The organism is Bifidobacterium crudilactis (genome assembly GCF_000738005.1).
In the GTDB taxonomy this organism is placed as follows: Bacteria; Actinomycetota; Actinomycetes; order Actinomycetales; family Bifidobacteriaceae; genus Bombiscardovia; species Bombiscardovia crudilactis.
This window is the reverse complement of record NZ_JHAL01000002.1, coordinates 1350062-1373749: the sequence shown is the minus strand read 5'-3', so window position 1 is coordinate 1373749 and position 23688 is coordinate 1350062. Positions and strand designations below refer to the sequence as shown.

Annotated in this window: 20 protein-coding genes and 1 tRNA gene; 15 read left to right on the top strand and 6 right to left on the bottom strand. The window is 56.0% G+C overall.

The window, feature by feature from the left end; all coding sequences use genetic code 11:
• Window positions 1–83 precede the first annotated feature (83 nt).
• The gene (locus tag DB51_RS10550; protein ID WP_051867380.1) at window positions 84–731 is read left to right on the top strand and encodes a sugar O-acetyltransferase; all 648 of its coding nucleotides are present in this window, start codon (window positions 84–86) and stop codon (window positions 729–731) included.
• Between the two features lie 106 nt (window positions 732–837).
• Here DB51_RS10550 and DB51_RS07870 read toward each other — a convergent pair whose 3' ends face one another.
• From DB51_RS07870 to DB51_RS07860, 3 genes are all read right to left on the bottom strand, one after another.
• Window positions 838–1185 carry a hypothetical protein gene (locus DB51_RS07870; protein WP_034253077.1) on the bottom strand — a complete coding sequence of 116 codons (348 nt, stop codon included), beginning with the start codon at window positions 1183–1185 and terminating at the stop codon, window positions 838–840.
• A gap of 103 nt (window positions 1186–1288) precedes the next feature.
• The gene (locus tag DB51_RS07865; RefSeq protein WP_034253075.1) at window positions 1289–1711 is read right to left on the bottom strand and encodes a Fur family transcriptional regulator; all 423 of its coding nucleotides are present in this window, start codon (window positions 1709–1711) and stop codon (window positions 1289–1291) included.
• A gap of 151 nt (window positions 1712–1862) precedes the next feature.
• Window positions 1863–2858: an endonuclease/exonuclease/phosphatase family protein gene (locus DB51_RS07860; RefSeq protein WP_034253073.1), complete on the bottom strand. Its 996-nt coding sequence runs from the start codon at window positions 2856–2858 to the stop codon at window positions 1863–1865.
• A 313-nt stretch (window positions 2859–3171) separates the two neighbouring features.
• On the opposite strand from DB51_RS07860, the gene DB51_RS07855 reads away from it, so the two are divergent.
• From DB51_RS07855 to DB51_RS09845, 5 genes are all read left to right on the top strand, one after another.
• Window positions 3172–3244, top strand: a tRNA-Arg gene (locus DB51_RS07855).
• A 268-nt stretch (window positions 3245–3512) separates the two neighbouring features.
• Window positions 3513–3860, top strand: a complete 348-nt coding sequence (locus DB51_RS07850; RefSeq protein WP_162174632.1) for a hypothetical protein — start codon at window positions 3513–3515, stop codon at window positions 3858–3860.
• Complete coding sequence (locus DB51_RS10225; protein WP_156958282.1) at window positions 3808–4170, top strand: hypothetical protein; 363 nt, start codon at window positions 3808–3810, stop codon at window positions 4168–4170. The genes DB51_RS07850 and DB51_RS10225 overlap by 53 nt, the downstream gene beginning before the upstream one ends.
• Window positions 4107–4565, top strand: a complete 459-nt coding sequence (locus DB51_RS10570; RefSeq protein ID WP_034253069.1) for a DUF6036 family nucleotidyltransferase — start codon at window positions 4107–4109, stop codon at window positions 4563–4565. Before DB51_RS10225 ends, DB51_RS10570 begins: the two co-directional genes overlap by 64 nt.
• A gap of 874 nt (window positions 4566–5439) precedes the next feature.
• A complete protein-coding gene (locus tag DB51_RS09845) occupies window positions 5440–6636 on the top strand; it encodes a protein kinase family protein (protein WP_051867378.1) in 1197 nt (398 codons plus the stop codon).
• Between the two features lie 129 nt (window positions 6637–6765).
• Here the strand turns inward: DB51_RS09845 and DB51_RS10545 are convergent, their stop codons facing one another.
• Window positions 6766–7182, bottom strand: coding sequence for a tyrosine-type recombinase/integrase (locus DB51_RS10545; RefSeq protein WP_272866986.1), 417 nt, complete (start codon window positions 7180–7182; stop codon window positions 6766–6768).
• Between the two features lie 296 nt (window positions 7183–7478).
• Here DB51_RS10545 and DB51_RS07830 point away from each other — a divergent pair, with 296 nt between their 5' ends.
• The 7 genes from DB51_RS07830 to DB51_RS07800 all read left to right on the top strand — a co-directional run bounded on the left by DB51_RS07830 (window position 7479) and on the right by DB51_RS07800 (window position 14839).
• Window positions 7479–8645, top strand: coding sequence for an iron-containing alcohol dehydrogenase (locus tag DB51_RS07830; protein WP_034253064.1), 1167 nt, complete (start codon window positions 7479–7481; stop codon window positions 8643–8645).
• A gap of 28 nt (window positions 8646–8673) precedes the next feature.
• The gene (locus DB51_RS07825; RefSeq protein WP_034253061.1) at window positions 8674–9714 is read left to right on the top strand and encodes a methionine ABC transporter ATP-binding protein; all 1041 of its coding nucleotides are present in this window, start codon (window positions 8674–8676) and stop codon (window positions 9712–9714) included.
• Window positions 9707–10387, top strand: a complete 681-nt coding sequence (locus tag DB51_RS07820) for a methionine ABC transporter permease (RefSeq protein ID WP_034253058.1) — start codon at window positions 9707–9709, stop codon at window positions 10385–10387. The genes DB51_RS07825 and DB51_RS07820 overlap by 8 nt, the downstream gene beginning before the upstream one ends.
• A gap of 173 nt (window positions 10388–10560) precedes the next feature.
• Window positions 10561–11415 (top strand): MetQ/NlpA family ABC transporter substrate-binding protein, encoded by an 855-nt coding sequence (locus DB51_RS07815; RefSeq protein ID WP_034253055.1) that lies wholly within the window; start codon window positions 10561–10563, stop codon window positions 11413–11415.
• Window positions 11416–11487: 72 nt separating this feature from the next.
• Entirely contained in the window at window positions 11488–12348 is an 861-nt protein-coding gene (locus DB51_RS07810; RefSeq protein ID WP_034253052.1) for a DUF1684 domain-containing protein, read from the top strand.
• Complete coding sequence (locus tag DB51_RS07805) at window positions 12341–13627, top strand: pyridoxal phosphate-dependent aminotransferase (protein WP_051867377.1); 1287 nt, start codon at window positions 12341–12343, stop codon at window positions 13625–13627. The genes DB51_RS07810 and DB51_RS07805 overlap by 8 nt, the downstream gene beginning before the upstream one ends.
• Before the next feature lie 144 nt (window positions 13628–13771).
• The gene (locus DB51_RS07800) at window positions 13772–14839 is read left to right on the top strand and encodes an iron-containing alcohol dehydrogenase family protein (protein WP_084674632.1); all 1068 of its coding nucleotides are present in this window, start codon (window positions 13772–13774) and stop codon (window positions 14837–14839) included.
• A 322-nt stretch (window positions 14840–15161) separates the two neighbouring features.
• On the opposite strand, the gene DB51_RS07795 is transcribed toward DB51_RS07800, so the two are convergent.
• Window positions 15162–15512 carry an exodeoxyribonuclease VII small subunit gene (locus tag DB51_RS07795; protein ID WP_084674735.1) on the bottom strand — a complete coding sequence of 117 codons (351 nt, stop codon included), beginning with the start codon at window positions 15510–15512 and terminating at the stop codon, window positions 15162–15164.
• A 69-nt stretch (window positions 15513–15581) separates the two neighbouring features.
• Window positions 15582–16931: an exodeoxyribonuclease VII large subunit gene (gene xseA / locus DB51_RS07790; protein ID WP_084674631.1), complete on the bottom strand. Its 1350-nt coding sequence runs from the start codon at window positions 16929–16931 to the stop codon at window positions 15582–15584.
• A 285-nt stretch (window positions 16932–17216) separates the two neighbouring features.
• Here xseA and DB51_RS07785 point away from each other — a divergent pair, with 285 nt between their 5' ends.
• Window positions 17217–21944, top strand: coding sequence for an acyl-CoA dehydratase activase-related protein (locus tag DB51_RS07785; RefSeq protein WP_034253050.1), 4728 nt, complete (start codon window positions 17217–17219; stop codon window positions 21942–21944).
• A 113-nt stretch (window positions 21945–22057) separates the two neighbouring features.
• Complete coding sequence (locus DB51_RS07780; RefSeq protein WP_034253048.1) at window positions 22058–23326, top strand: glutamate-cysteine ligase family protein; 1269 nt, start codon at window positions 22058–22060, stop codon at window positions 23324–23326.
• Window positions 23327–23688: the final 362 nt, after the last annotated feature.

Below are 23688 nucleotides of genomic sequence, written 5' to 3'. Positions count from 1 at the left end.
CACAACAGCGATGGGTGTTTTCGAAGATGTGCGAATGCGCTAAATGAGTCAGGAATTTGAACGAGATGAAAGAAGGACGGCAGATGGAAGATAGACAAGGGTCGGATACTGCAGAGCGCAGTCAGCTTGAACGCATGATTGCGGGGGAGGTATACGACCCGTCCGACCCCGAGGTGGCCGGTATGCTGGCGAAAGCCCATCAGCTGAGCCGTGATTACAACGCTTGCGCCGAGTCCGAGGGCGAACGCAGAAACGAGATCCTCAGCAGACTGCTCCCGCATCGGGGCAAGGGTGTCTGGCTGACCGGCCCGATATTCTTTGATTACGGAGCATTCACCACTCTCGGAGACAATGTCTACGCGAATTTCAACATCACGGTCCTGGATGTCTGCCCCGTGACAGTGGGCGACAACGTGATGTTCGGGCCGAATGTATCGCTGCTCACACCCTTGCATCCGCTGAGATGGCAGGAACGGAATCTTCGTCCTCACCGTGACGGCAGCATGTTCGACTTTGAATACGGCGCTCCGATAACCATCGGTTCGAACTGCTGGCTGGCCGGCAATGTCACGGTGACGGGCGGAGTGACCATTGGCGAGGGGTCGGTTATCGGAGCCGGTGCCGTGGTGACGCATGATATTCCGGCCAATGTTCTGGCCGCAGGGGTGCCGTGCAGGGTGATTCGTGACATCACCGAGGCCGACCGTCTGGAATTGCCCGCCGTGTCGTGATGCGTGCACATCGCAAACAGATAATTGCATCACCAGGACGGCAAACGACGATAATCTCGTCGCAGAGCCGTCCTGGTGATGCAATTATCTCGGTATCATGCCGGAATCAGGCGGCCAGAGCCTGCGACAGTTCCTTGAGGTCGTTGAGGATCTCCTGGTGCGATGCCTCGTCGCTGTCGAAAGCCAGATGGCAGAATGCGCAATCATGGTGCTCGTTGTTCTCGCGGCATGCCTCGTGGCAATCCTTGGCTCCGCATTCCTTGCCTTTCACACAGTCCTCGTCACCGCAGCAGTCGCCGGTGAAGCAGCATCCGCAGCATCCGCACGCAGCTGTTCCGTGCTGGTGGTCGGAAAGGTCGAAGTGCTTCAGGGTCTCCATGTCGACCGCAAGCTTGCCTGCAGATTCGGTGTCGATTTCGTATGCGTGCTCGTCGTACTGTTTGATGTCGGTCATCGTGTGACAGCTCCTCGTCATGGTCCATGCGGCATATGCCGCGCTTATGCTTCATGACCATAAGGCAGAGCTCGAGAAGATGGAAAACTGCTGAGAGTGAGTATCAATCCGATAGCTGGTGGTGAGTGGATTCATGTGACCGCCTGCATCGGGCGCAGATGCCGAAAATCTCCAGGGAATGGCTGACTTCGCTGAAACCGAGTGATTCCGCCCGTGCCTGAATCCAGGATTCCAGGCCTGGAATCTCCAGTTCGACGGCTCTTCCGCATTGACGACAGACCAGATGATGGTGGTGATGGCGGTCTTTGCACAGCCTGTAGAAGGTCTCACCATGGTCCTGGACGGTGTCGACTTCATGGTGCTCGGCCATGCTTTGGAGATTGCGGTAGACGGTGGCGATGCCGACTCTCTTCCCGCGCTTGCTCAGGTTGGTGAAAATCGTTTGTGCCGTCGAGAAGGCGTCCGAGCGTTTGAGCTCTTCGGTAATCAGCGTCCGTGGACGTGTCACTCTTCTGGCGGTCGGCATGGTCAACTTCCCACAGTCCGCAAGCCATCCGCATGGTGTGATGCGCGTCAGACCGTGGACCGGTCCCTTCTAATAGTAATAACAATTATCATTACTATATATCATGTGGGAAAGGAGCTGGAAAAGGAAGGATTCCGGGTGCTGTGCTGCGTTACTTGATGGCAATGGTCGACAGCAATGCCGCGTGGTCGGAGCCGGGAAGCTTGATGACCTCCGTATCGCCTGCTGAGATGCCTCGGTCAAGCACGATATGGTCTATGGACACCAGGCGGGGAATATGGTTCCGGTTTGCAGGCCATGTCAAGGTGAGCCCGTCGCCGGATATCCTGGCGGCGTCGCTGAACCTGCTGCCGAGAAAATTCCGGAACGGCGCATGGTCGTATGTGGCATTGAAATCACCCATAAATACGTACTTGGTGTTCGTGTCTGCCGTTTGCGCAAACTGCTGAAGTTCGGTGAGGCTGCGCTTCCATGCCGTCCAGGTCCCTGCGGTGGGTGACGTGGTGTGGACCGAAACGAAGCGTATCGAGGCAGCTCCGCCAGAGAACGCCACACTACCTGCGGGCATGTAGGAAGAGCTGGAATTGACCTGGTCCTTGACCGCGCTCGTCAGCTGCGTCGCCGACCAGATGCCGTTGCCGTAATGATTATCGGATGACGAGACCTTGGAAAAGGGCAGATAATCAGAGATGCCCGCCTGTTCCAGACTGCGGACGAAATCATCAGTGGTCTCCTGCAGAGCAAGCACCTCAACGCGCTCGTCCCTCACGGTATTCACGATGCTCTGAGCATCCGCCCTGCCCTTGTACACATTGAAGGTCATGACTCGGGCGGCGTTGTCCGCAGTGTTGGGGGCACTCGAAGTCGCCGAACTCGATGTGCTGTTCGTTCCCTCCGATGAGGTGAAGAAGGGGTACTGCCACCACACCTGAGCGCAAAGGCACAGCAAGGCGATAAGTGCGGTCGTCCATCTGCGCGAAAGCAATCCCAGTACGAGCGCCAAGGCTGCTGCGAGCCCGAACCACGGCGTGAGCGACACCACGACCGGCAGGTAGGGAATATCCGAGAACTGCGCAGGGATCAAACGTGCGAGTGTGCCCAACAATGCGACGAGCATCAGCAGCCGTGCCGGTACCGTTACTGCCATTCTGATTAACGATGAGTGGGAGCCTCGCTGTGCGGTCATAAACGATTTCCTTTCCATGCATTCACTAGGGTAGTGGCTGAGGCACGGTGTCGGCTGTCAGAGAGACCGGGAGTCCGATGAAGTGCATTGTTTCGGTGGTCGTGGACATTCACTCAGCGTAGGGATGCTTCATGACTGTGGACGAAGACCGCGGGCCGACTGCATGTTCGTCCATCAACATGCCCTGTGCATTCACGTATCCGTTCCGGCATCAATGGTGTGTGCCACAACCGGCAGGCGTTTTCTCCGAATGCGTGTACGATAGAACATCGTTGCCCCGGTAGCTCAGGGGATAGAGCACTTCTCTCCTAAAGAAGGTGTCGTGCGTTCGAATCGCATCCGGGGCACAATCACGGGGCTTCATGACCCCGAAAGGCTTATATCAAGCCAATATTCAAGATTGTCAGAGGGTAACAGCACGGGGTCGGATTGATTACACACGACTGCACAACGTGACGCACTCAGTGGAAGAGCCTTACCAAACTCGTCACTTGCCGTCAGAAGATATGGGAGACTCCTTCGCCTGTGTGTTTTATGATGAGGAGTATTGAGGTTCGGAAGTACTGAAGTGCGGGGAGGTGGTGCATGGTGACTGGTGTCAGAGATTTTCGTAGCTTGGAAGAGTATCGGCAGTGGTTGCGTATGCGCCGCTTGTTCGACGATTACCCCTTGGACGTGATACGGCAAAAGGGACTTGAACGAATTCCCCGTGTGATGAGCAAAGTCAGCGGCTCGTACTACCGGCAGCAGGTAGAGCAGTGGCATCAGGCGTTGCTTGATCCCGATTCCACACGCTTGTGTGAGATTGCGTTGGACACTTCGCAGTATGGTGTGACCATGCGTCAGATTAATCCTTTGTATGGGATTATGAAGCCCGAGGATGTGCGACGAGTGATTAAGGATTCGCGGGATGAACAGAGAAGAGTTCTATCATCTGCTCAGAGCGTCATCGAGCATCATTGAAGATGAGCGTGCGCGACACGGTATAGATACCGTTCGGTCGCCTGCACGGATTCTTGTGCTTGGATCGCAGTCCATCCTGGGTTCGATGCACGAGGAGTATCTTCCTGAGGAGACCACGTATTCCGCTGAGATTGACCTTGCGGTGATGCCTACCCGAGAGGATGTGCTGATAATCCAGCCGAGGAGTTCGCCGATCTTATTGACGCTAGTATCGGAGAGGATACCGCGTTCCAGGATGCTTTCGACGTGTATGCGCAAGGAGTGGAAGAGCACACGGCTGTGCTTCCTGACGGGTGGCAGTCTCGTCTGATCGAGGTACACGCGACTGAGCATCAGATTCGTTCTGTGGTTCTGTGCTTGGATCCGTATGATTTGTGTGCGGCCAAGCTCGCCCGTCTGGCTCCTAATGATCGAAGCTACATTTCCTCGTTGATAGATTCGGGTGATATTAGCGTCAACATTCTTGCCAACCGTTTGAACGAGGTACGTGATCCCAGAATGAGCGACGGAATCAGAATACAAGCAAAAGACTTCCTCGATGCATTCGACACCAAGACAATTAATGCGTCTGCGAAGATTGCTCCCGAATCTGTAAAAGCTGCCTTCCGTTCACGATTGGATGCTGCGACACCTGACGCCACAAGTAAGCAGGCATCAACAACAGAAAACAAGAACAAGGCGAGCAGACCGCGACATTCGTTGTAACAAAGAGACAGCAACGCCTAGTTGATTATTTGTGTATGGCCGCTACGAGAAGAGGCGCATTGTGCAAGAGAGGCGAATCAAATTCCGCGAGGTGAAACCATATTACGCACCGGAGTCATTGGATGAGTTGCACGGCCCGTACTCAGGCACAATTGTGCTGGATCATTCAGTACGTTGGACACCAGGTAACCGAGTTGCCGACCTCGATACTCTCGGCGGCAGGCTGATGGCATATCAGGCACTGCTTGCCGAAGGTCAGGTCAGCGACCAAGTGGCTAGCATCAATCCGCGTCGCTTAATTGAAACTTGGCCCGCTCTGAACTTGGACCCATGTGTTCGTGAGTTGTGGGAATCACGCTTCCCACAACTACGACGCGTGTAGCAATCATCAATAACAACTATGGCAACAAAGTCAACCACCACCGCGAACCCATTGATCTGGCTGAACGGTCCAATCAAGGATTCGACCGGGACATATTTTACGATGTGCTTTTGCGTGTCAAGTGCTGGCTCGCAAAGAGATTGAGCCATACGACATAAATATCTCAAAGTTATGAAGTGGACGACATTGGTATGGGTACCATCTCCGTGATCAAACGGCGCAGTACCAATGTGCGTAACACGCGCTCTTAATTATCGAAAATCTTGGATGAGCGGGCATTAGCTAAGTTCGATGACAGCAGACAAATTCCTTGCGCATCTCAACCTCGTGGTGAGCGCAGATAGCTGGAGGTCTGAAAGGTTATTGGATTTTGTCTCTTTAAGAAATATTGAATATGACGAACCATCTGTTCTGACATTGTATTGCGCTTGATCAATAAGACGAAGGACTAGTGTATTGACTAGCATGTAGGGTTTTAAGAATCGGAAGGTCATGATTTCACCAGCTTCGGCAGCAAAGTACTACCTTGAACAGGCTCGATCCGTGCTACTGGAGCGCGATGATGGGCAAGGTTCATCAGCGATATTGGTATCAAATATACTTGGCTCTTTCCCTGACCAGCTCCCCGTTTCAGAACTGCTGGCAACTTGTCAGGCAACGTTGTCGCTGCTCACTGAGGGATTTAACTCACGAATTGGTGCCCATTATTGGGCCGATGACAGTCGCCAGATGATTCGCACTATCACAATCTTGAACGACTTTTCTGAAGCACTGGGTGCCTCTGCTCTGACACTCCGTTCTCAACCTGCAACATTGCGTGCTCAACTCAGTTCGTATTTGCAATTTCTTGAATCTAGCGGTGGTAGCGAGATTCCGAATGAAACTCCACGGTTGAATGCTCTGATTCTGGAATCGAGCATGGCATTTTATGTAGATGGAATCGGTGATTCTCAAGATTTCGATCTGCTGAAGCGTGAGGATATGCACCTTGACAACATTGGTGCGGGTGCATACGCAACAGTATTCGAGGTTCGATTCGAAGGCGACGCGATGCCATTTGCATTGAAGAGAGCGAAGCCGGATATTTCTGAAGAGGACCTTGTGAGATTCAAAAACGAGTATAAGACTATGAGAGCGCTAGATTCGCCATTTATTACCAGCGTCTACAGGTATTACGAGGCTCGGAATGAATATCTCATGGAATTCATTCCTCAGACACTCTCCGATTTCATGCGCAGAAAAAATGCGCAACTCAAGTTCAATGACCGGAAAAAACTGGTTCTTCAGTTCCTTCGTGCACTGCATTACATACATTCAAAACACTTATTACACAGAGATCTCAGTTATACCAATGTGCTGATAAAGGAGTTTGGGGACGGGGTTCGACAGATAAAGATCAGTGATTTTGGATTGGTTAAAAACAGTGATTTGAACTTAACCAGAACAATGGAATCCATGAAAGGGTCATTGCTCGATCCTGCTCTAAGTGCATATAAGGATTACAGTTTAGTGAATGAAATTTATTCCATTGGTATGATCATGAATAAGATATTTACTGGAAAAAATTCACAAGATAATGCCAATCCCGCGTCTCCAATTATCAGGAGAGCAACTACTCAGAATTTGGATGAGCGTTACGATTCCTTGATTCCGATTTTTCAAGCTGTGCAACAGTTGCATGTTGAGTAGAGCGTGTTCTGACTTCGCTAAGCATTTGCGGAGGAACCCGAATCTGAGTATCCTCCAGCGTTTTCGAGAGATTTCATGCACAGCTATCTAATTGTATTCGTGTGTGTCTCGCAATAATATGCCGTGCGTCTAATGGCGTGTGTTTTCGATTGTCGCTAGATGTTCGTGTAATCCATCGACGAAGTCTTGCATTTTGAGTATTTCTTCTTCGGTTTCGCGTACCACTGTTTTCAGGAGTTCCGGGTCGCCCATTGATGGGATGTACTCGAAGGCGAGCAGATTGGCTACGCGTTTCTGATGATCGGGGACAACGCGCTGGTAATGTTTGACCGCCACTGTCACAGAGTTATGGCCAAGGCTGTTCATGACCTCGCGAAGTGTGCCGCCGTTAAGGATGAGTTTTGTAGCGTGTGTTGCTCGGAGGGAATGGAAAACGATGTCGTCTCTGCCTATATGGTGTCGTGCTTTCCTGAATTGCTGTTGGAATGTGGCCGGTGAGATGATTCCCGACTTGCTTCGTTTCGATGTGAACAGCATGTGTTGCACACGTCTTCGAAGATTGCGCCGAATTCGTTACCTTGGTCATGGGTGTTTGTGATTCTCCGGATGGAGCACGGTAAATCAGGCATCCATTCCAGACATCTGACGATTCCATATTCTGAGACTCCAGGTCTTGAATTTGGATGACGGAGCTTAGACAGAGGAAGCCGCCCACGCACTCGACAATGGCAGTGATAATCGCCTATCAATTATGGGTATAGCTTCCGCCTTGCTGGCGGTGTCTCGTGGTCAATACACTGGGCGACCAACACAGAAATCCAGCGGAATGCAAGGATACCCACATGACTTTCACCTACTATTCACCGAGCGAATTGGTATTCGGCGTCGGTGCCGAACGGCAGCTCGAACGATTGCTCAAAGAGCGCCATGCCACTTCGATTCTGCTGATATACAGCGGTGATTACGTCTTCGACCTCGGCATCCATGACGTCGTGCAGGCCGCCGCCGCATCCGTGCATGCCCATCTCATAGAGAACGGTGATGTGGAGCCCAATCCCCGCATAGACCTGGTCCGTTCGCTGATTGAACGTGCACGAGAGCATCAAGTGGATTTCGTGCTTGCGGCAGGCGGTGCAAGCGCCTTCGACACGGCCAAGGCGGTCGGCGTGGGCGTGCCCTATCACGGCGATGTCTGGGAGCTGTTCGACGGCAGCGCCCTTCCGGAAACCACGCTGCCTGTCGGTGTGATTTCGACCATACCGGGTAGCGGGTCGGAGCTTTCCGATTGCGCGGTCCTGCAACAGGGGCAGGACAAGCGCGCCCTGGAAACACGCGTCGTCATCCCGAAATTCGCCATAGTCAACCCGGAGTACTCGCGAACCGCACCATACCACTATCAGGCGGCGGCGGTTGCCGATCTGGCCGTGGGATTTCTCGAACCGTATTTCACCGCCGAAGACCATCTGGAAGCCGCCGACCGTCTGCTGGAGGGGGGATTCATAGCCGCGCTGACCCAGGGCGAACGTTTTGCACACGATCCCGCCGATATCAAGACCCGGACGGAACTGCACTGGCTTTCCGCCACGATGTTCAATCATTGTTTCCTGGCGACCGGTTCCACGAACGACTGGACGACGCATCGCCTGGAACATGCCCTGGGCGGTCGCTTCGATCTGATTCATGGCGAAGGCATCGCCGCGATATTGCCCTCAATCATCCGGTACGTAGCCGGGAGGCAACCTGAACGTTATGCGCAACTTGCCGTCAGGACCCTGGGCGCGGACCCCTACGATCTGACACCCGAACATGCGGCGAATCTGCTGGCGGACAGGCTGGAAGCGTATTTCAGCGAATTGGACCTGGCCACCAGGCTCCGCGACCTCGACATCACCGATGAGGATTTCGAGGATATCGCGGAGGAGCTTACCCACGGGGATACGCAGACGGTCGGCAACTATTCGCCGTTGAACAAAGCGGATGTGCTCGCGGTACTGGAGCTCGCGCTGTGAACAGGGGATATACCAGGAAGGGGTCGGCATGGCACAGGCCATAGCGGTGAAACAACTCACCAAGCGATACCACGGCGATGACGTCGATACCACGGCGCTGCACGATGTGAATCTCTCCATAGAGGATGGCGATATCTACGGCATCATCGGTCTTTCGGGTGCCGGCAAAAGCACGCTGGTGAGGTGCATCAACGGGCTTGAACGATACAACGAGGGCTCTCTCAGCGTTCACGGTCAGGAAGTCGGCAGTTTGTCGCGAAAGAATCTGCGTCTGCTCAGGCGTGGTGTCGGGATGATTTTCCAGTCCTTCAACCTCATGCCGTCACGAACCGTCGCAGGGAACGTCGAGCTCGCCTTTCGTGACCCCGCTGACAAGGCCGCTCGAAAAGCGCGGGTCGCTGAACTGCTTGAGCTGGTGGGATTGACCGATAAGGCCGACGACTATCCGAGCGAGCTGTCCGGCGGGCAGAAGCAGCGCGTGGCCATCGCCCGTGCACTGGTGAATCGGCCAAGCATCCTGCTCAGCGATGAGGCCACCAGCGCGCTTGATCCGAACACCACCAAGTCCATCCTCGCGCTGCTGCGGAATCTGCACGACACCCTGGGACTGACCATCGTCATCATCACGCATCAGATGGCCGTCATCAAGCAGATATGCAACAAGGTTGCGGTGATCGATCAGGGTTCGATAGTCGAGGAAGGCAAGGTGTTCGATATTTTCGTCAACCCTCAGGCCGAGTTGACCAGGTCCTTCGTGGCCACGACCTCGAATCTCGACAAGATTCATGACCTGCTCGAGAGTGATTCGCCGCTCGTCGCTCTGGACGATGGGGAGGTGCTGCTGCGCATGCAGTATGTGTCGAAAGAGGCCTCCGAAGCCCTGATATCCAGAATCTCGCGCGACTTCGATATCGATGCCAACATCATCTTCGGAGATATCGACCTCATTGAGAACGCCCCTCTCGGTGGCCTTGTGGTGGTTCTCAAGGGCGGCGAATCCAACATCGCGGGTGCCATCGACTATCTGCGCAACCGTCATATAGGAATTGAGGTGCTTAAGCATGCCTGATATTTTGCAGTTGTGGTTTCCCAATGTCGTGGCGCGATTCCCGGAATTCTTCGACAGTTTCGTGCAAACGCTCATCATGGTCGGCATTTCGGGCTTGGCCTCTTTCGTGCTGGCCACATTCCTGGCGGTGGTGCTGACCGTCACCAAAACGGGAGGTCTTGCCCCCAATCCCATCGTTTTCAACATCATCGACAAGATCATCAACCTCTTTCGTTCGATACCCTTCATCATCCTGGCCGCCGCCCTGGTTTCGGTGACGAGGGCACTGGTGGGTACCGCCATCGGCACCAAGGGTGCGATTTTCCCCCTGATCGTCGGTATCACGCCTTTCTTCACCAGGCAGATCGAATCGTCGCTGGCTGGTCTGGACCCAGGCTTCATCGAAGCAGCGGAGGCGATGGGCATGGGCAACGGGGAGATCATATTCCGCATCTATCTTCGTGAGGCGATTCCTTCGATCATCAGGGTCACCATCATCACTCTTGTCAGTCTGATAGGTCTGACCGCCATCGTCGGCATCGTCGGAGGCGGAGGGCTGGGTGATTTCGCCATCCGCTACGGGTATCAGCGATTCATGCCGGATGCCACCTATGCGACCATCATCGTGCTGGTGTTGCTGATCGGACTGATCGAATTCATCGGCAGGCTGCTGGTGGAGATCACCGAACACTGATTGTGACGGGGCGCTGCATGATATCGGCGCGTAGCGTTCCCTAACGGCCTGCATCGTTCGCGATGCTGCGTCCCAAATCGAACTTCCCAACCGGATCTTCCGAACCGTATTTTCCCAACCGAACATCCCAATACGCAATACGCAATATGCAATGAAGAGAAAGAGTAAGAACCATGGCAACAACAAACAGGGCGAAGGCCAAGCGAACCCTCATCATCCTACTGGCGGCGATTGCGGTCGTCATCGTCGTCATCGCTGGCTTCGTCATCAGGCAGAACGCCCAGTCAGCCGGTGAAACGGTGGTGAAGGTAGGTCTGGTCGGCAACTCCGACGACAACGTCTGGAAAGCCGTCCAAGCCCAGCTCGACAAGGACAACGCGAATATCAAACTCGAATACAAGACCTTCCAGGACGGCATATACACCAATCAGGCGCTATCCAACAACGAGCTCGACATCACCGCATTCCAGCACTACGCCTTCCTGAACCAGGAAATCAAGGACAAGGGCTACAAGTTCACCGTGATAGGGGACAGCTACATATCCCCGTTCAACCTCTACTCGGACAAATACAAGAATGTCAGCGAATTCAAGTCTGGGGACAAGGTCGCGATTCCGAACAATGCGACGAATCTCGGCAGGGCACTGAAAGTACTGGACTCCGCAGGTCTGATTACCCTCAAAGACAGTTCGGCGGCCAATCCGACGGTCGACGACATCGCCGGAAACCCGAGCGGCATCGACATCGTCCCCAACGACGCTGCCTCCATCATCAATCTTCTGCCGGACTATGCGGGTGGAATCACCAACACCAACTTCATCATCGATGCGGGGAAAAGCCCTGACGATGCGATCTACGCGCCGAAGATAGACGCCGACAGCACCAGCTTCAAGCCCTATGTGAACGTGATCGTGGCCAATACCAGCCAGAAGGACAACGAGACCTACAAGAAGGTCGTGGCGGCATATCACACCGATGCGGTGGCCACGCAGATCAAGAAGAACCACAACATCCCCTTCTTCGACTGAGCGAAGGCATCGGCAGCAGGCCGGCACCATCTTCGATATTCAGCAGCATCGCACAGAAAGTCAGGAAACAATATGAGCAGTACAGTCCGGGATGCCGTCACCGTCGACCCGTATGTCCAGCAATGGCACATCTGGCGGGCGCAACGATTGGAAGAACTCAAGGCGCCGCACGGTTATCTCGCTCCGGTGTCCATTACATGGATAGCCAATGGGGAATCGGCCACGATCGAAGGCGTACCCGGCTCGTGGAACGCTCGGAATGATGTATTGACCTATGTTCCGGATGCCGACGCATCGTTGTCTGTGAGCAACGCAGGAAGCGAAGTCTCTCAAGCGCTGGCCTTCGTGCCCACGGCATTCGGCGAACAGGCGCTCGGCTATCTGCAGGTGGGAGATCTGCGCGTCGAAGTCAACTCGCAGACCGACCTGCTGAGACAGGAGCTGCATCGTTTCTGGATACGCGTCAAAGACCCGCAGGCTCCAAGTCGACAGCAGTTCCAAGGCATCGAGCATTTCCCGATAGGCAGAGAGTGGAGCATTCCCGCCACGTTCCGCAGGGCGAAGGACGAGGAGCTGGATATTCATGATTCGGTCGTCAAGACCGTGCTGCAGTCATATCCGGTGCTGGGTTTCGTGGACTTCGATTATCAGGGGGAGAGGTACTCTCTGGTGGTGTCGAACGTCTTCGGTCATGCCAGCATCTTCTTCTCCGATGGCACCACGGGGAAGGAGACCTATGGCATCGGTCGGGTGCTACAACTGGATGCATTGAGCTTGGATGGCCTTGACACGATAGATTTCAATTACGCCTTCAATTATCCGTGCGCCTTTTCCGTCTACTGCACCTGCCCGATTCCATCCAAGCGCAACCACCTTCCTTTCGATGTCGCCGCGGGGGAGAAGGCCCCGGCGCAGCAGGCCATCTATGAGTGAGCAGAAGACCGCCCAGCGTACTCGTGAGCTGTCTGGTGACGGGTCAGAAAGTGGTGCGGCTGATAATCCGGAATCTTGGTGGGCATCGGACGCGCACGTTTCGTCGATGGTTGCACACAATGTGCGATTCTTGCCGAACAACGTGTTCTCTGTGATGGATGCCCGTGTGGACGATGCGAAGGCACGCGGAATCGATGTCATTGACCTGAGCAAGGCCAACCCTGACCTGCCTACGCCGGAGTTCATCGTCGAGGCGGGTCAGCAGGCACTGGAACGAATCGAAAACCACCGCTACTCGCAATTCGACGGTAAACCTGCGCTGCTTCAGGCGGCGCAGGAATGGTATCGCCGTGAGCAGGGGGTGGAACTCGACTGGAACAGTCAGTTGCTGGCGACCTGCGGGGCGGGCGTGGCTCTGACCGCATTGACTCAGACGGTGCTCGAGCCGGGCGATGTCCTGGCTGTCGTCGATCCGTACTATCCGCCCTATGCGGCGCTCGCCCAGGCGGCAGGCGCTGAATTGCTGGCCATTCCCTGCACGCGAGAGCAGGGATTTCTCCCGGATTTCGAGACGGTCAGCGACGAACAATGGTCGCGCACCAAACTGCTGCTGCTGAATTACCCGAATAATCCGACGGGTGCCGTGGCCTCGGAGCAGCTGTTCAGACAGGCGATTGATTTGGCGCACCGTCACGGTTTTCTGCTTGCGAACGATTTCGCCTATGCGTCGTTGGGGGAAACGCCTTCGGGGTCCACTGCACGCGGTCCGGCCGGATTGTTGTCGTATGCGGGTTCGCAGGATGTGGCGGTGGAGGCGGTGAGTCTGTCGAAGATGTATGGCATGGCAGGTTGGCGCTTGGGCTTTATCGCTGGTCCTTCCTGGCTGATGCGCTATATCCGCGAGTATCACCACCAGATGTGTTCCAGCCCGACAGGCGCCGTCCAGGATGCCGGAGCCGCGGCATTGCTCAGCGACCAGTCTTCGGTCGAAGGTCTCTCGGCCCGATATGCCAAACGACGCAGCATACTCAGCAAGGGGCTGGAGGGGGCCGGTATCGAGGTGTTCCATACCGATGGCGCGTTATTCGTATGGGCAAAGGCTCCGCACGGGATGCGTGGCGCCGATTTTGCCGAGCTGCTGCTGGATGACGCCCGAGTGGCGGTGATGCCGGGCGATTGCTTCGGAGCAGCTGGAGAGGACTTCGTGCGTTTCAGCCTGTTGGATGACGAGCTTCGACTCGAGGAATGCGTGCGGCGTATCCGAGCACTTGAACTTTGAGTTCGACCGGAGTCCGGTGCCATATTGGTGATGTTCGTTTGCGGCCGGTTTGAAACGCCATGCGAAAAGCTGCGGGTGAGGGCTACCTGCAATGAGGGGTATGAGTGACGGGGGTTTGACAATGAAGGGCATACGACGAATTCGATGAGTACGGCACATGACAGTGATATTCGTAGCGGACCTGACCGCTATGTCAGTGAGCCAGGTATCTCCGGACGACTGGGAGAGTATCTGCAGGCATACCGCAATCCGGTGATCGTCACCGGTCGACGGTCCTCGTCCGCGTATCTGCGGCACACCGGGCTGGCGCGATTTCCCGCGCCCGTCTGGTATTACGACGGCAGCGCAACCCTGCGCAATGCGGAAGAGCTGGCCACACAGGCCGCCGATGCCGGGGCGATTGTCGGCATCGGCGGTGGGAAACTCTCGGACACGGTCAAGAACATCGCGGACATCCTTGCTGTACCTTGCGTGATGGTGCCGACCCTTGCCGCAACCTGTGCCGCATATTCGGCGCTTTCCGTCAACTATGACGAGCAACACCGATATGTGGATGCGCCGATGCATGCGCATAACAGTGATCTGGTGCTCGTCGATGCAGAACTGGTGTCCGCCGGACCCATCGAGTATCTCATCGGCGGTATAGGGGACACCCTGGCCAAATGGTATGAATCCGCACCGGTGTTTGCTCGGAGCGCTTCGCTGGGTGCCTTCGACCGTCTGGCCCAAGGCTCCGCCGGTCTGATACGTGACATCCTGCTGGAGGACAGTGTCCCTGCGCTCGCGTCATTCAGAGCTGGTCGTATCGACGAACATGCGCTCAGGGTGGTGGATACCATCATCGGACTTGGCGGAACGGTCGGAGGCTTCGGGGGAGTGCGGGCAAGGGCTTCCGGAGCCCATGCGATGCATGATGCTCTGACGCTGCTTCCCGAATCGACGGCCATCGTGCATGGTGCGAAGGTCGCCTACGGCATCATCGTGCAACTTCTTGCAGAAGGGCAAGAGGAAGAGGCCCGACGCCTGCTGCCTTTCTACGGCTCTGTGGGATTGCCGCGTTCCTTCGCCGACATGCGACTGGAGGCTTCACCCGAGAATTTCCGGACTGTCGCCCGATTCGCAGCAGGTCCTCGGTCGTCATTCAGTCGCGCTCTGCCTGATATCACCGCATCTCAAATCCAGCAGGCCATGATTCAAGCCGAAAATCTATAAACATTCGGACCATGCGAGAATAACTGCATCATAAGGACGGTTTTCCGATGAAATTTGGATGGCTGAGCCGTTAAGCACACAGCCCAGTGGGCTGTGTGTAGGCGAAGTGAGCGCCCGCAAAGGGCGCGAAGAATCGCTGAAAGCGATTAATCAGCGAGGTTCAGGCGAAACCGTCATGTTATACGTTGCAGGCGAAGTGAGCGCCCGCAAAGGGCGCGAAGAATCGCGTAGCGCTTGCCACACGTCGTAATACGCAACGCAACCTTCCCGGAAGTCAGGCGAGGTGAGCGCCCTTGCGGGCGCGAAGGGTACTCAGTCCAATTTATTCCAAATTGGACTGAGTACCCGCACTGGCTCCGGCGCTGGATTGTGCGGCCTGGGCACCGTCCAGTTTGGCGCGAACCTGGTCCAGTAGTTCCTGGGCGCGTTTGGAGAGGGCCTCTCCGATTTCCCATTGGCGCATGGAGGCATCGAGATCGAGGCCTCCGGCTTCGAGCGCTTGAACGGCCTGGATGAGCTGGTCGCGGGCCTGTTCATACGGCAGTTTCGCGATGGCTTCGCGTTCCTTGTCGCTGAGACTGCTGGCGATGGCTGGTTGCGCTGTGCCGTCTACCTCTGTGCCGTCTACCGCTGTGTTATCTGCAGCTGTCTTGTCCGATGTTTCCTTGTTCATTGTTTCATTATCGGTCATGATTCCGTCCCTCGATGTCTTTCCTTGTTGCAGCACTCGTATTGTGCTGAATTACTGCCCTTGCCTTGCTGGCGTTGTCTCTTCCACGGCTGATTCGGCGGTTGCGACGACCGTTCCGTGCCTGAGCGTGATGGTCAGTCCGTCTCCTTCGTGCACACTGCTCGAGTCATCCACGACGTGCCCGTCCGAAGCCTGAACGACTGCATAGCCGCGGTTCAGCGTGGATTGCGGGCTGAGCGCGGTGAGTGAGGCATGAAGCTTTTCGACGGTCAGTCCAGCGTCGTCCACGATGCGCCGCAAAGCGATGTCAAGTCGCTGCCCTGCCTCGTCGACCAGACGTTGCGGTCGCTCCAGCATCAACAGCGGTTGGGTGAGGCTTGGCCGGTTTGCGTAGCCTTCGATGAGCCGTGACTCGTTGCCGACCATGTTGGTGATGCGGTCGCGAATGCGACGACGTCCTTCCGCAACTAGCTGGAGCTGTTCGTTGACGTCTGGAACGGCGCGTTTCGCGGCATCCGTGGGAGTGGATGCACGCAGGTCGGCGGCGAGATCGATGAGCGTCCAATCGTCCTCGTGCCCGACGGCGGATACCAATGGTGTCTGGCATGACGCGGCTGCCCGCACAAGGCCTTCATCGGAAAATCCGAGCAGGTCCTCGAAACTGCCTCCTCCGCGGGCGACGATGATGACATCTACAGTGGGGTCTGTGTCGAGGCGCTGGATTGCCGCGATCACATCGGGAGGGCATTGCGGTCCTTGGACGTGTGCGTGAACGACCGTGAATTCGATGGTCGGCCACCTCAGGCGGGCGTTGGTGATGACGTCGCCCTCGGCTCGTGCCTGTGGTGCGCACACCAGGCCGATTCTCGTCGGGAATTCGGGCAAGGGTACTTTGCGTTCAAGGTCGAAGAGCCCTTCGCCTTTGAGCTTCTTGCGGAGTTCCTCGATCTGCTGTTTCAGGTCGCCTGTGCCTACGCGGCGGATATCGTCCGCCATGAAACTCAGTCGTGTCTGCTTGACCCAGAGGTCGGGATGTCCGTGGATGACCACGCGGTCGCCCTGATGGAAATCGCGTGCCATGACGGCGAACTGTCTGAAGCCCATCACCGATATGGAGATGTCCTCGAAGTTGTCTCTGACCGTCAGGTAGGCCGATCCGCTGCGTCTGGTGTTGATTTCGACGATCTGGCCTTCGATCCAAGCGCCCGGCCATTTCGAGACCGCGTCATGGAATTTCTGGCTCAATACGCTTACGGGCCATGGTTGTTCTGCTGTGGTGTCTCGTGCTAGCCGTGGTATTTCTGCCGGAGCAGTTGGATTGACGTCGCCGCCAAGTTCCCGGCCCGATCCTGATGAACGGTATCCGGGCTGTGACGATGTTGGGAAAAGCGTTTCGCTCATGGTCTCCACTTTCCGACACCACACGGACATAAACACATGTAAAATATTCTATACAGATGTTTATCCTAGGGAAACCTACTCCGGCAAGGGATTCGTTCTTGTTATTGCGAACCAGGACCCCAAACATATGTGTGGATACGGAATTTTGGGGCTAGCATTCACTACGGTAGAGGGTGTGTCAACACCATGCATGCGTGTGAACACCGTGCGAGCTGCGATGTGCCTGTTGCATCCGGTGAAACATGTGAACGCACGCGTTGTGGAGGTTGGTGAGAGGGGGAGCATATGGCTGATGAGGATATAGAGGTGAAAGCCGGTGCCGATGAAAACCCGGGGCTCCGCCCCCTGCGCATCGGTCTGGACGTGGGGTCCACGACCGTCAAGGCCGTGGTGCTCGGTGACTCGAATAGTTTGCAGGACGCGCTGTTCACTGACTACCGCAGACACCACGCCAATGTCCGACGTTGCGTCGCCGAATTGCTCAGTGACATCCTTCACGAGATGTCCCGCATAGGAGAGGACGAGCATCCTGTTCGTGTGGTCATCACCGGATCAGGTGGTCTCGGTCTGGCGAATCAGCTCGGAGTCGAATTCGCACAGGAGGTGATCGCCGAAACCGAAGCCATCAACACCACGAATCCCGAAGCGGATGTCATCATCGAGCTCGGTGGAGAAGATGCCAAAATCACCTACCTCAAACCCACTCCCGAGCAACGGATGAACGGTTCATGCGCCGGGGGGACCGGTGCCTTCATCGATCAGATGGCGACGCTGCTCAATGTGGATGCGCAAGGACTGAACGAGCTCGCCTCACAGCACAAGACCATTTATCCGATTGCCTCCAGATGCGGGGTGTTCGCCAAATCCGATCTTCAACCACTGATCAATGACGGTGCGGCAAAGCCGGATCTCGCGGCATCCATTTTTTCTGCGGTCGCCACGCAGACGATATCCGGTCTTGCATGCGGCAGACCGATACAGGGCAACGTCGTGTTCCTCGGAGGGCCGTTGTTCTTCATGCCGGAGCTTCGCAACGCCTTCGCCGCGCTGCTCGACGGCAAGGCTCAGCGATACATCGTGCCGAAGGATGCGCATCTTTTCGTCGCCTATGGGGCGGCGCTGATGTCCAAGAACCCTGACAATCCGTCGGCGGATGAGCACGGGCAGACCCCGTTCGCGCTGGAAGACATGCACTCGCTACGTGGCATCATCGCAGCGCTGCATATGCTCGAATCCTTGCCATCGCAGGCGAGGACCCTACGTCCGTTCTTCGCTGACGAAGAGGAGCGCGAAGCGTTCACCAGGCGGCATGCACAGTCCAGCATTCCGGTCGGCGATATCTCGCAGGCGCACGGGCCTTTGTTCCTCGGTATCGATGCCGGGAGCACCACCATCAAGGCGACTCTGGTGGATGACGACAAAACCATCGTCTGGTCCACATATGCCACGCATCAGGAGAATCCCCTGCTGGCAGCCGCCGACATCGTCCGCAGCATTCAGCAGGTGCTCCCGGCGGACTGCACCATCGCCAGAGCCTGCGCGACAGGTTACGGCGAAGGGCTCATCACCGCAGGCCTGCATGTGGACGAAGGCGTGGTGGAAACCATGGCACACTACAGGGCCGCAGAGGAGATCAGCCCGGGAGTGACCTCGGTAATCGACATCGGCGGGCAGGATATGAAATACATGTCGGTGACCTCGGGTGTTATCGACTCCATATGCGTGAACGAAGCATGTTCCTCAGGATGCGGGTCTTTCCTGCAGACTTTCGCGCAATCCCTGGGCATCAGCATCCAGGAATTCACCAAGCAGGCACTCGCCTCGAAAGCCCCGGTGGATCTGGGATCACGGTGCACGGTGTTCATGAATTCCTCCGTCAAGCAGGCGCAGAAGGAAGGGGCGACTCCGGAGGATATCGCAGCCGGTCTGTGTTATTCGGTCGTGCGCAACGCCCTGTACAAGGTCATCAAACTGCGCGATCCGCAATCCCTGGGTTCCACCGTGGTGGTGCAAGGAGGAACCTTCCTCAATGATGCCGTGCTCAGAGCCTTCGAGTTGCTTACCGGACGCGAGGTCACCAGACCGAATATCGCAGGTCTTATGGGAGCGTACGGCGCGGCGCTTACGGCGCGTATCCACTGTGTAGATGAGGACTGTGTAGATGAAAACGGTGTGGATGAAGACTGTGTAGATGAAGACAGTCTCGATGAAAACGGCGCTGGTAAAGACCCTGCACTCCGGCGGCCAATGCGCAGTTCCATGCTGATGGGGAGCGACCTTGATGGTCTGTCGATGGACACCACCCATGACGTCTGCAATCTATGCCAGAACCACTGCAAACTGACGGTCACGGAGTTCCAGGACGGTTCGCGTTTCGTGACCGGCAACCGCTGTGAACGCGGAGGTGACAGAAACAAGCAGCGTTCGGACAGGCCGAATCTCTACGATTTCAAATACAAGCGCGCATTCGCCTATCGTCGCTTGACGCCTGCAAAGGCGACGCGTGGAGATATCGGCATCCCACGAGCCCTGAATATGTATGAGGATTATCCCTTCTGGTTCACTCTGCTCACTTCGCTCGGATTCAGAGTGATGATTTCGGGGCGCTCGAACCATCAGGTGTTTGAACGCGGCATGGATTCCATTGCCTCGGAGAACATCTGCTATCCGGCAAAACTGGTGCACGGTCATATCGAATCGCTGCTCGACAAGGGCATCAGTACGATTTTCTACCCATGCGTGACCTACGAACAGGAGCTTGCCCCCGACACCGACAATAAATACAACTGCCCGGTGGTGGCACACTATCCGGTGGTGATCGAGGCGAATCTGACCGATTTGCAACAGCCCGGCATCCGCTTTCTCAGGCCGTACATCAATCTTTCCGACCGGAAAAAACTTGTCGAGCGGATAATCGACATCTTCTCCTGGGCAGAGGTGAGTGAAGAGGAGGCTCGTATTGCCGTTGCGGCTGCCTATCGTGAGGACGCCGTGTTCAAGAACGACATCCGCCAGGAAGGGCTGCGGGCTTTGGCCTACATGCGCGAACACCATACTCGAGGTGTCGTTCTTGCAGGGCGTCCTTATCATATCGACCCCGAAATCAATCACGGCATTCCCGAAACCATCTGCTCATTGGGTATGGCGGTGCTCTCCGAGGATTCGATATGCGAGCTGAATCCGAAACGTATGCCGGATTTCAGCGCCTTCGTGGATGACAAGGGTCAGCGAGCAATCGAATCGAATAGGAACGCCGATGGTTTTCGTAAAACCGTTCCGGCCTTCGAAGGGCATCAGCGCCTGCCGTTGCGCGTCGAGAACCAGTGGGCGTATCACTCGCGTCTGTACGAAGCGGCGCGTTTCGTCGGAGGGTATGAGAATCTGCAGCTGGTGCAGATGGTCAGCTTCGGTTGCGGCATCGACGCGATCACCACGGACCAGGTGCAGGAGATTCTCGCCGACAAGAACGATGTCTACACTCAGCTCAAAATCGACGAGGTATCGAATCTTGGAGCCGCGAAGATCAGACTCCGCTCGTTGAAAGCCGCTATGGAGGAACGCGACCGAGCGGCACAGCGCGTGCGGTCCGGCGAGGAGGCCGCACTCAAACGCGAAGGCCTCCCGGCACAATCCTTGGCAAAGGCGTTGCAATCTTCGGAGACTGTCGAAGGTGATCCCGCGTCGAAGCGCAAACAGTCGGCATTGGCCAGATATGCCAGACTCCGTCCCTTCAGCAAGGAGATGGGGCATAGTTATACGGTTCTTGCGCCCCAGATGTCACCGGTGCATTTCTCCCTGTTGGAATCGGTGTTCCGCAGCGGCGGTTACGACTTCAGACTGTTGGAAAAAGCAACTCAGGACGACATCAATACCGGTACCAAGTTCGTCAACAACGACGCCTGCTTCCCCGCGATCATCGTCGTCGGGCAACTGGTCAACGCCTTCCTTACCGGACGCTACGATCCACACAAATGTGCGGTGATCGTCACTCAGACCGGAGGCATGTGCAGGGCGACGAATTATTTCGGTTTGCTGCGCAAGGCGATGGAGGACGCCGGATTCGGATATGTGCCGATCATCACGCTCAGCGTGAAGGGGCTGAATGCGAATCCCGGTCTGAAGGCGACACCGGCGTTGCTGCATCGCGCCGTCAAGGCCTTCTATCTGGGTGATGCCTTGATGGAATGCCTGTTGCGTGTGCGGCCTTACGAGCTGGAGGAAGGTTCTGCGAACCAGCTCTACGGCCGATGGAACACCATCATCCGGGAAAGTCTCGAACACCACGGGCATTCGCAAACAGCGAAGAAGACATACGGATTCGGGAGGATGCACTACTCCACCTTGATGCGACGCATGGTCGAAGCCTTCGACGGCATGCCGTTGAAGAATATCCCACGGAAGCCGAGAGTCGGTGTGGTCGGTGAGATTCTGGTCAAATACCACCCCGATGCCAACAACCATGTGATCGATGTGATTGAGGCTCAGGATTGTGAAGCGGTTCTGCCGGGTATATGCGATTTCATGATCAACGGCATATCCAACGCCGAATGGAACGAGGAACATCTAGGTACCGGCGGCAACACATGGGCCAAGAGGATGGCCCTGCGCATCGCCGAACAGTACCGTCGTCCGATGCTCAAAGCCCTACGCCAAAGCCACGGAAAATTCGATGTGCCGGTATCCATCAACGAGCTCAGGCAAAAGGCGGGTACCGTCACATCCCTGGGCGTGCAGGCGGGCGAGGGATGGTTGCTCACCGGCGAAATCGTCGATCTGGTGCAGTCGGGAACCCCAAACATCATCTGCGCCCAGCCGTTCGCATGTCTGCCCAACCATGTGACGGGTCGTGGCATGTTCGGGAAGATACGCAGGGAATATCCCGAAGCGAACATCGTCTCCATCGATTACGACCCCGGTGCCTCCGAGGCGAATCAGCTCAACAGAATCAAGCTCATGATCGCCGCAGCGAAGAAACACGAGACGAACGACGTTGCCGACGGGTGCTGTGCGTGAGTGTCGCGAATCCGATGCCGACGCGCGAATCTGCAATTCGTCATCGATTATTCGTATAGGTGATTTGCATGGTATCTGCGCGCTGCATCCGACGCGTGCAATACCATCGGAGCATGAACACCACACGTGTCAATTTCGCTCATATGCTCGCCACGGCCAACCCGAAGCATGTGGAGAGTCTGGTCAAACTCTTCGAGAGTGGTGCGAAGCCGGACGGTCCCTTCGGCTTCGGTATCGAAATCGAGCATCTTCCGGTGCACAACGGTTCGGATACGGCGGTCACCTACTTTGAGCCCAATGGCATTGAAACGCTGTTGAAGCGTTTGGCTCCGTACTACGATGCCGATAAGGAATACTGGGAGAACGGGCATCTCGTGGGTCTGGCGCGTAAGGGTGTGGCCATTTCCCTGGAACCGGGCGGTCAGTTCGAGTGCTCCTTGGATGTTCTGCATGACCCGCGCGACATCAACGCAGTCTATCGTGCGTTCAGGCGTGAAGTTGACGACATCATCGAGGAATTGGGATTCCGGCTGGTCGAATACGGATACCAGCCGGTCTCATCTTTCGCCGATGTGCCCTTGAATCCGAAAAGCCGGTATACGGCGATGAATGCCTATCTGGGCAGAATCGGCGAATGCGGGCCGATGATGATGCGCTGTTCCTCGGCCACACAGGTCAGCATAGATTTCACCGACGAAGGCGATGCCATCGCGAAAATGCGTATCGCTTCCGCCATAGGGCCGATTCTGGCCTGGTTCTTCCGCAACTCACCGTACTGCGAGGGCGACATCAATCCCTTCCCGCTGTTGAGGCAGCGCATGTGGGACTGGATGGACCCGCAGCGAACCGGTCTGACCCCCGGACTGTTCAATCCTCGTTTCGGTTGGGAGGATTATGCCGTTGATGTGCTGAGCACACCCTTGATGTTCGCGGACCTCACGCACACGCCGGAATTGCGGGACACCGTCGACGACCCTCACGTCATTGCATGGCATGAGAACGCCTCCGAGATATATCCCGACCGTCCTCTCAACGAATACGAGATGAATCATATTCTGTCCACGCATTTCAACGATGTGCGTTTGAAGAACTTCATAGAACTACGGCACTGGGATTCTCTGCCTATCGAACGTGTGGAACGGCTGACCGAAATCATCGGAGAACTGTTCTATGACAAACGACGTTTCGAGCGGCTTCAAGCCTATTTCGACGGACTGACGGAAGAGGATGTGCTGGAGGCCAAGGCGAACCTGCAGGCCCAGGGGCGCAATGCCGGCCCATACGGCCAGCCCCTCGGATTCTGGCAGGAATTCCTCGGACTCGAAGGCATCATGCCCGAAATTCCCGGTGACCCGGCCCATCCGGACGTTTTCCAGGAGTAATCGAGCAGCAAGAAGAGATAACTGCACTAAAAGGACAGCTTTTTGTGGAATTTCTGGGTGAAAAGCTGTCCTTTTAGTGCAGTTATCCTCTGCGCGGAGCCGGGTGTTATGATTGGCTTCGTTGTGGCGATGATCCGTTATCAGCGGGGAGTCTTCGGAAGAACGGTGTCGGTGGTCAAGCCCAGGCTTGTGGCCGATTCCCAGTAGAACCGGCGGGTGGGCCCGAGATAGCCTGTCTCAAGCGGCTTCGGGCGCATGCACATGTGCATCTCACGGGGCAAGCGGGGTGGTACCGCGGTGAATCGCACCACAAGGTGCGGAGCATCGTCCTCGTCAAGTGACTGTTGTTACAGAAGCGACGA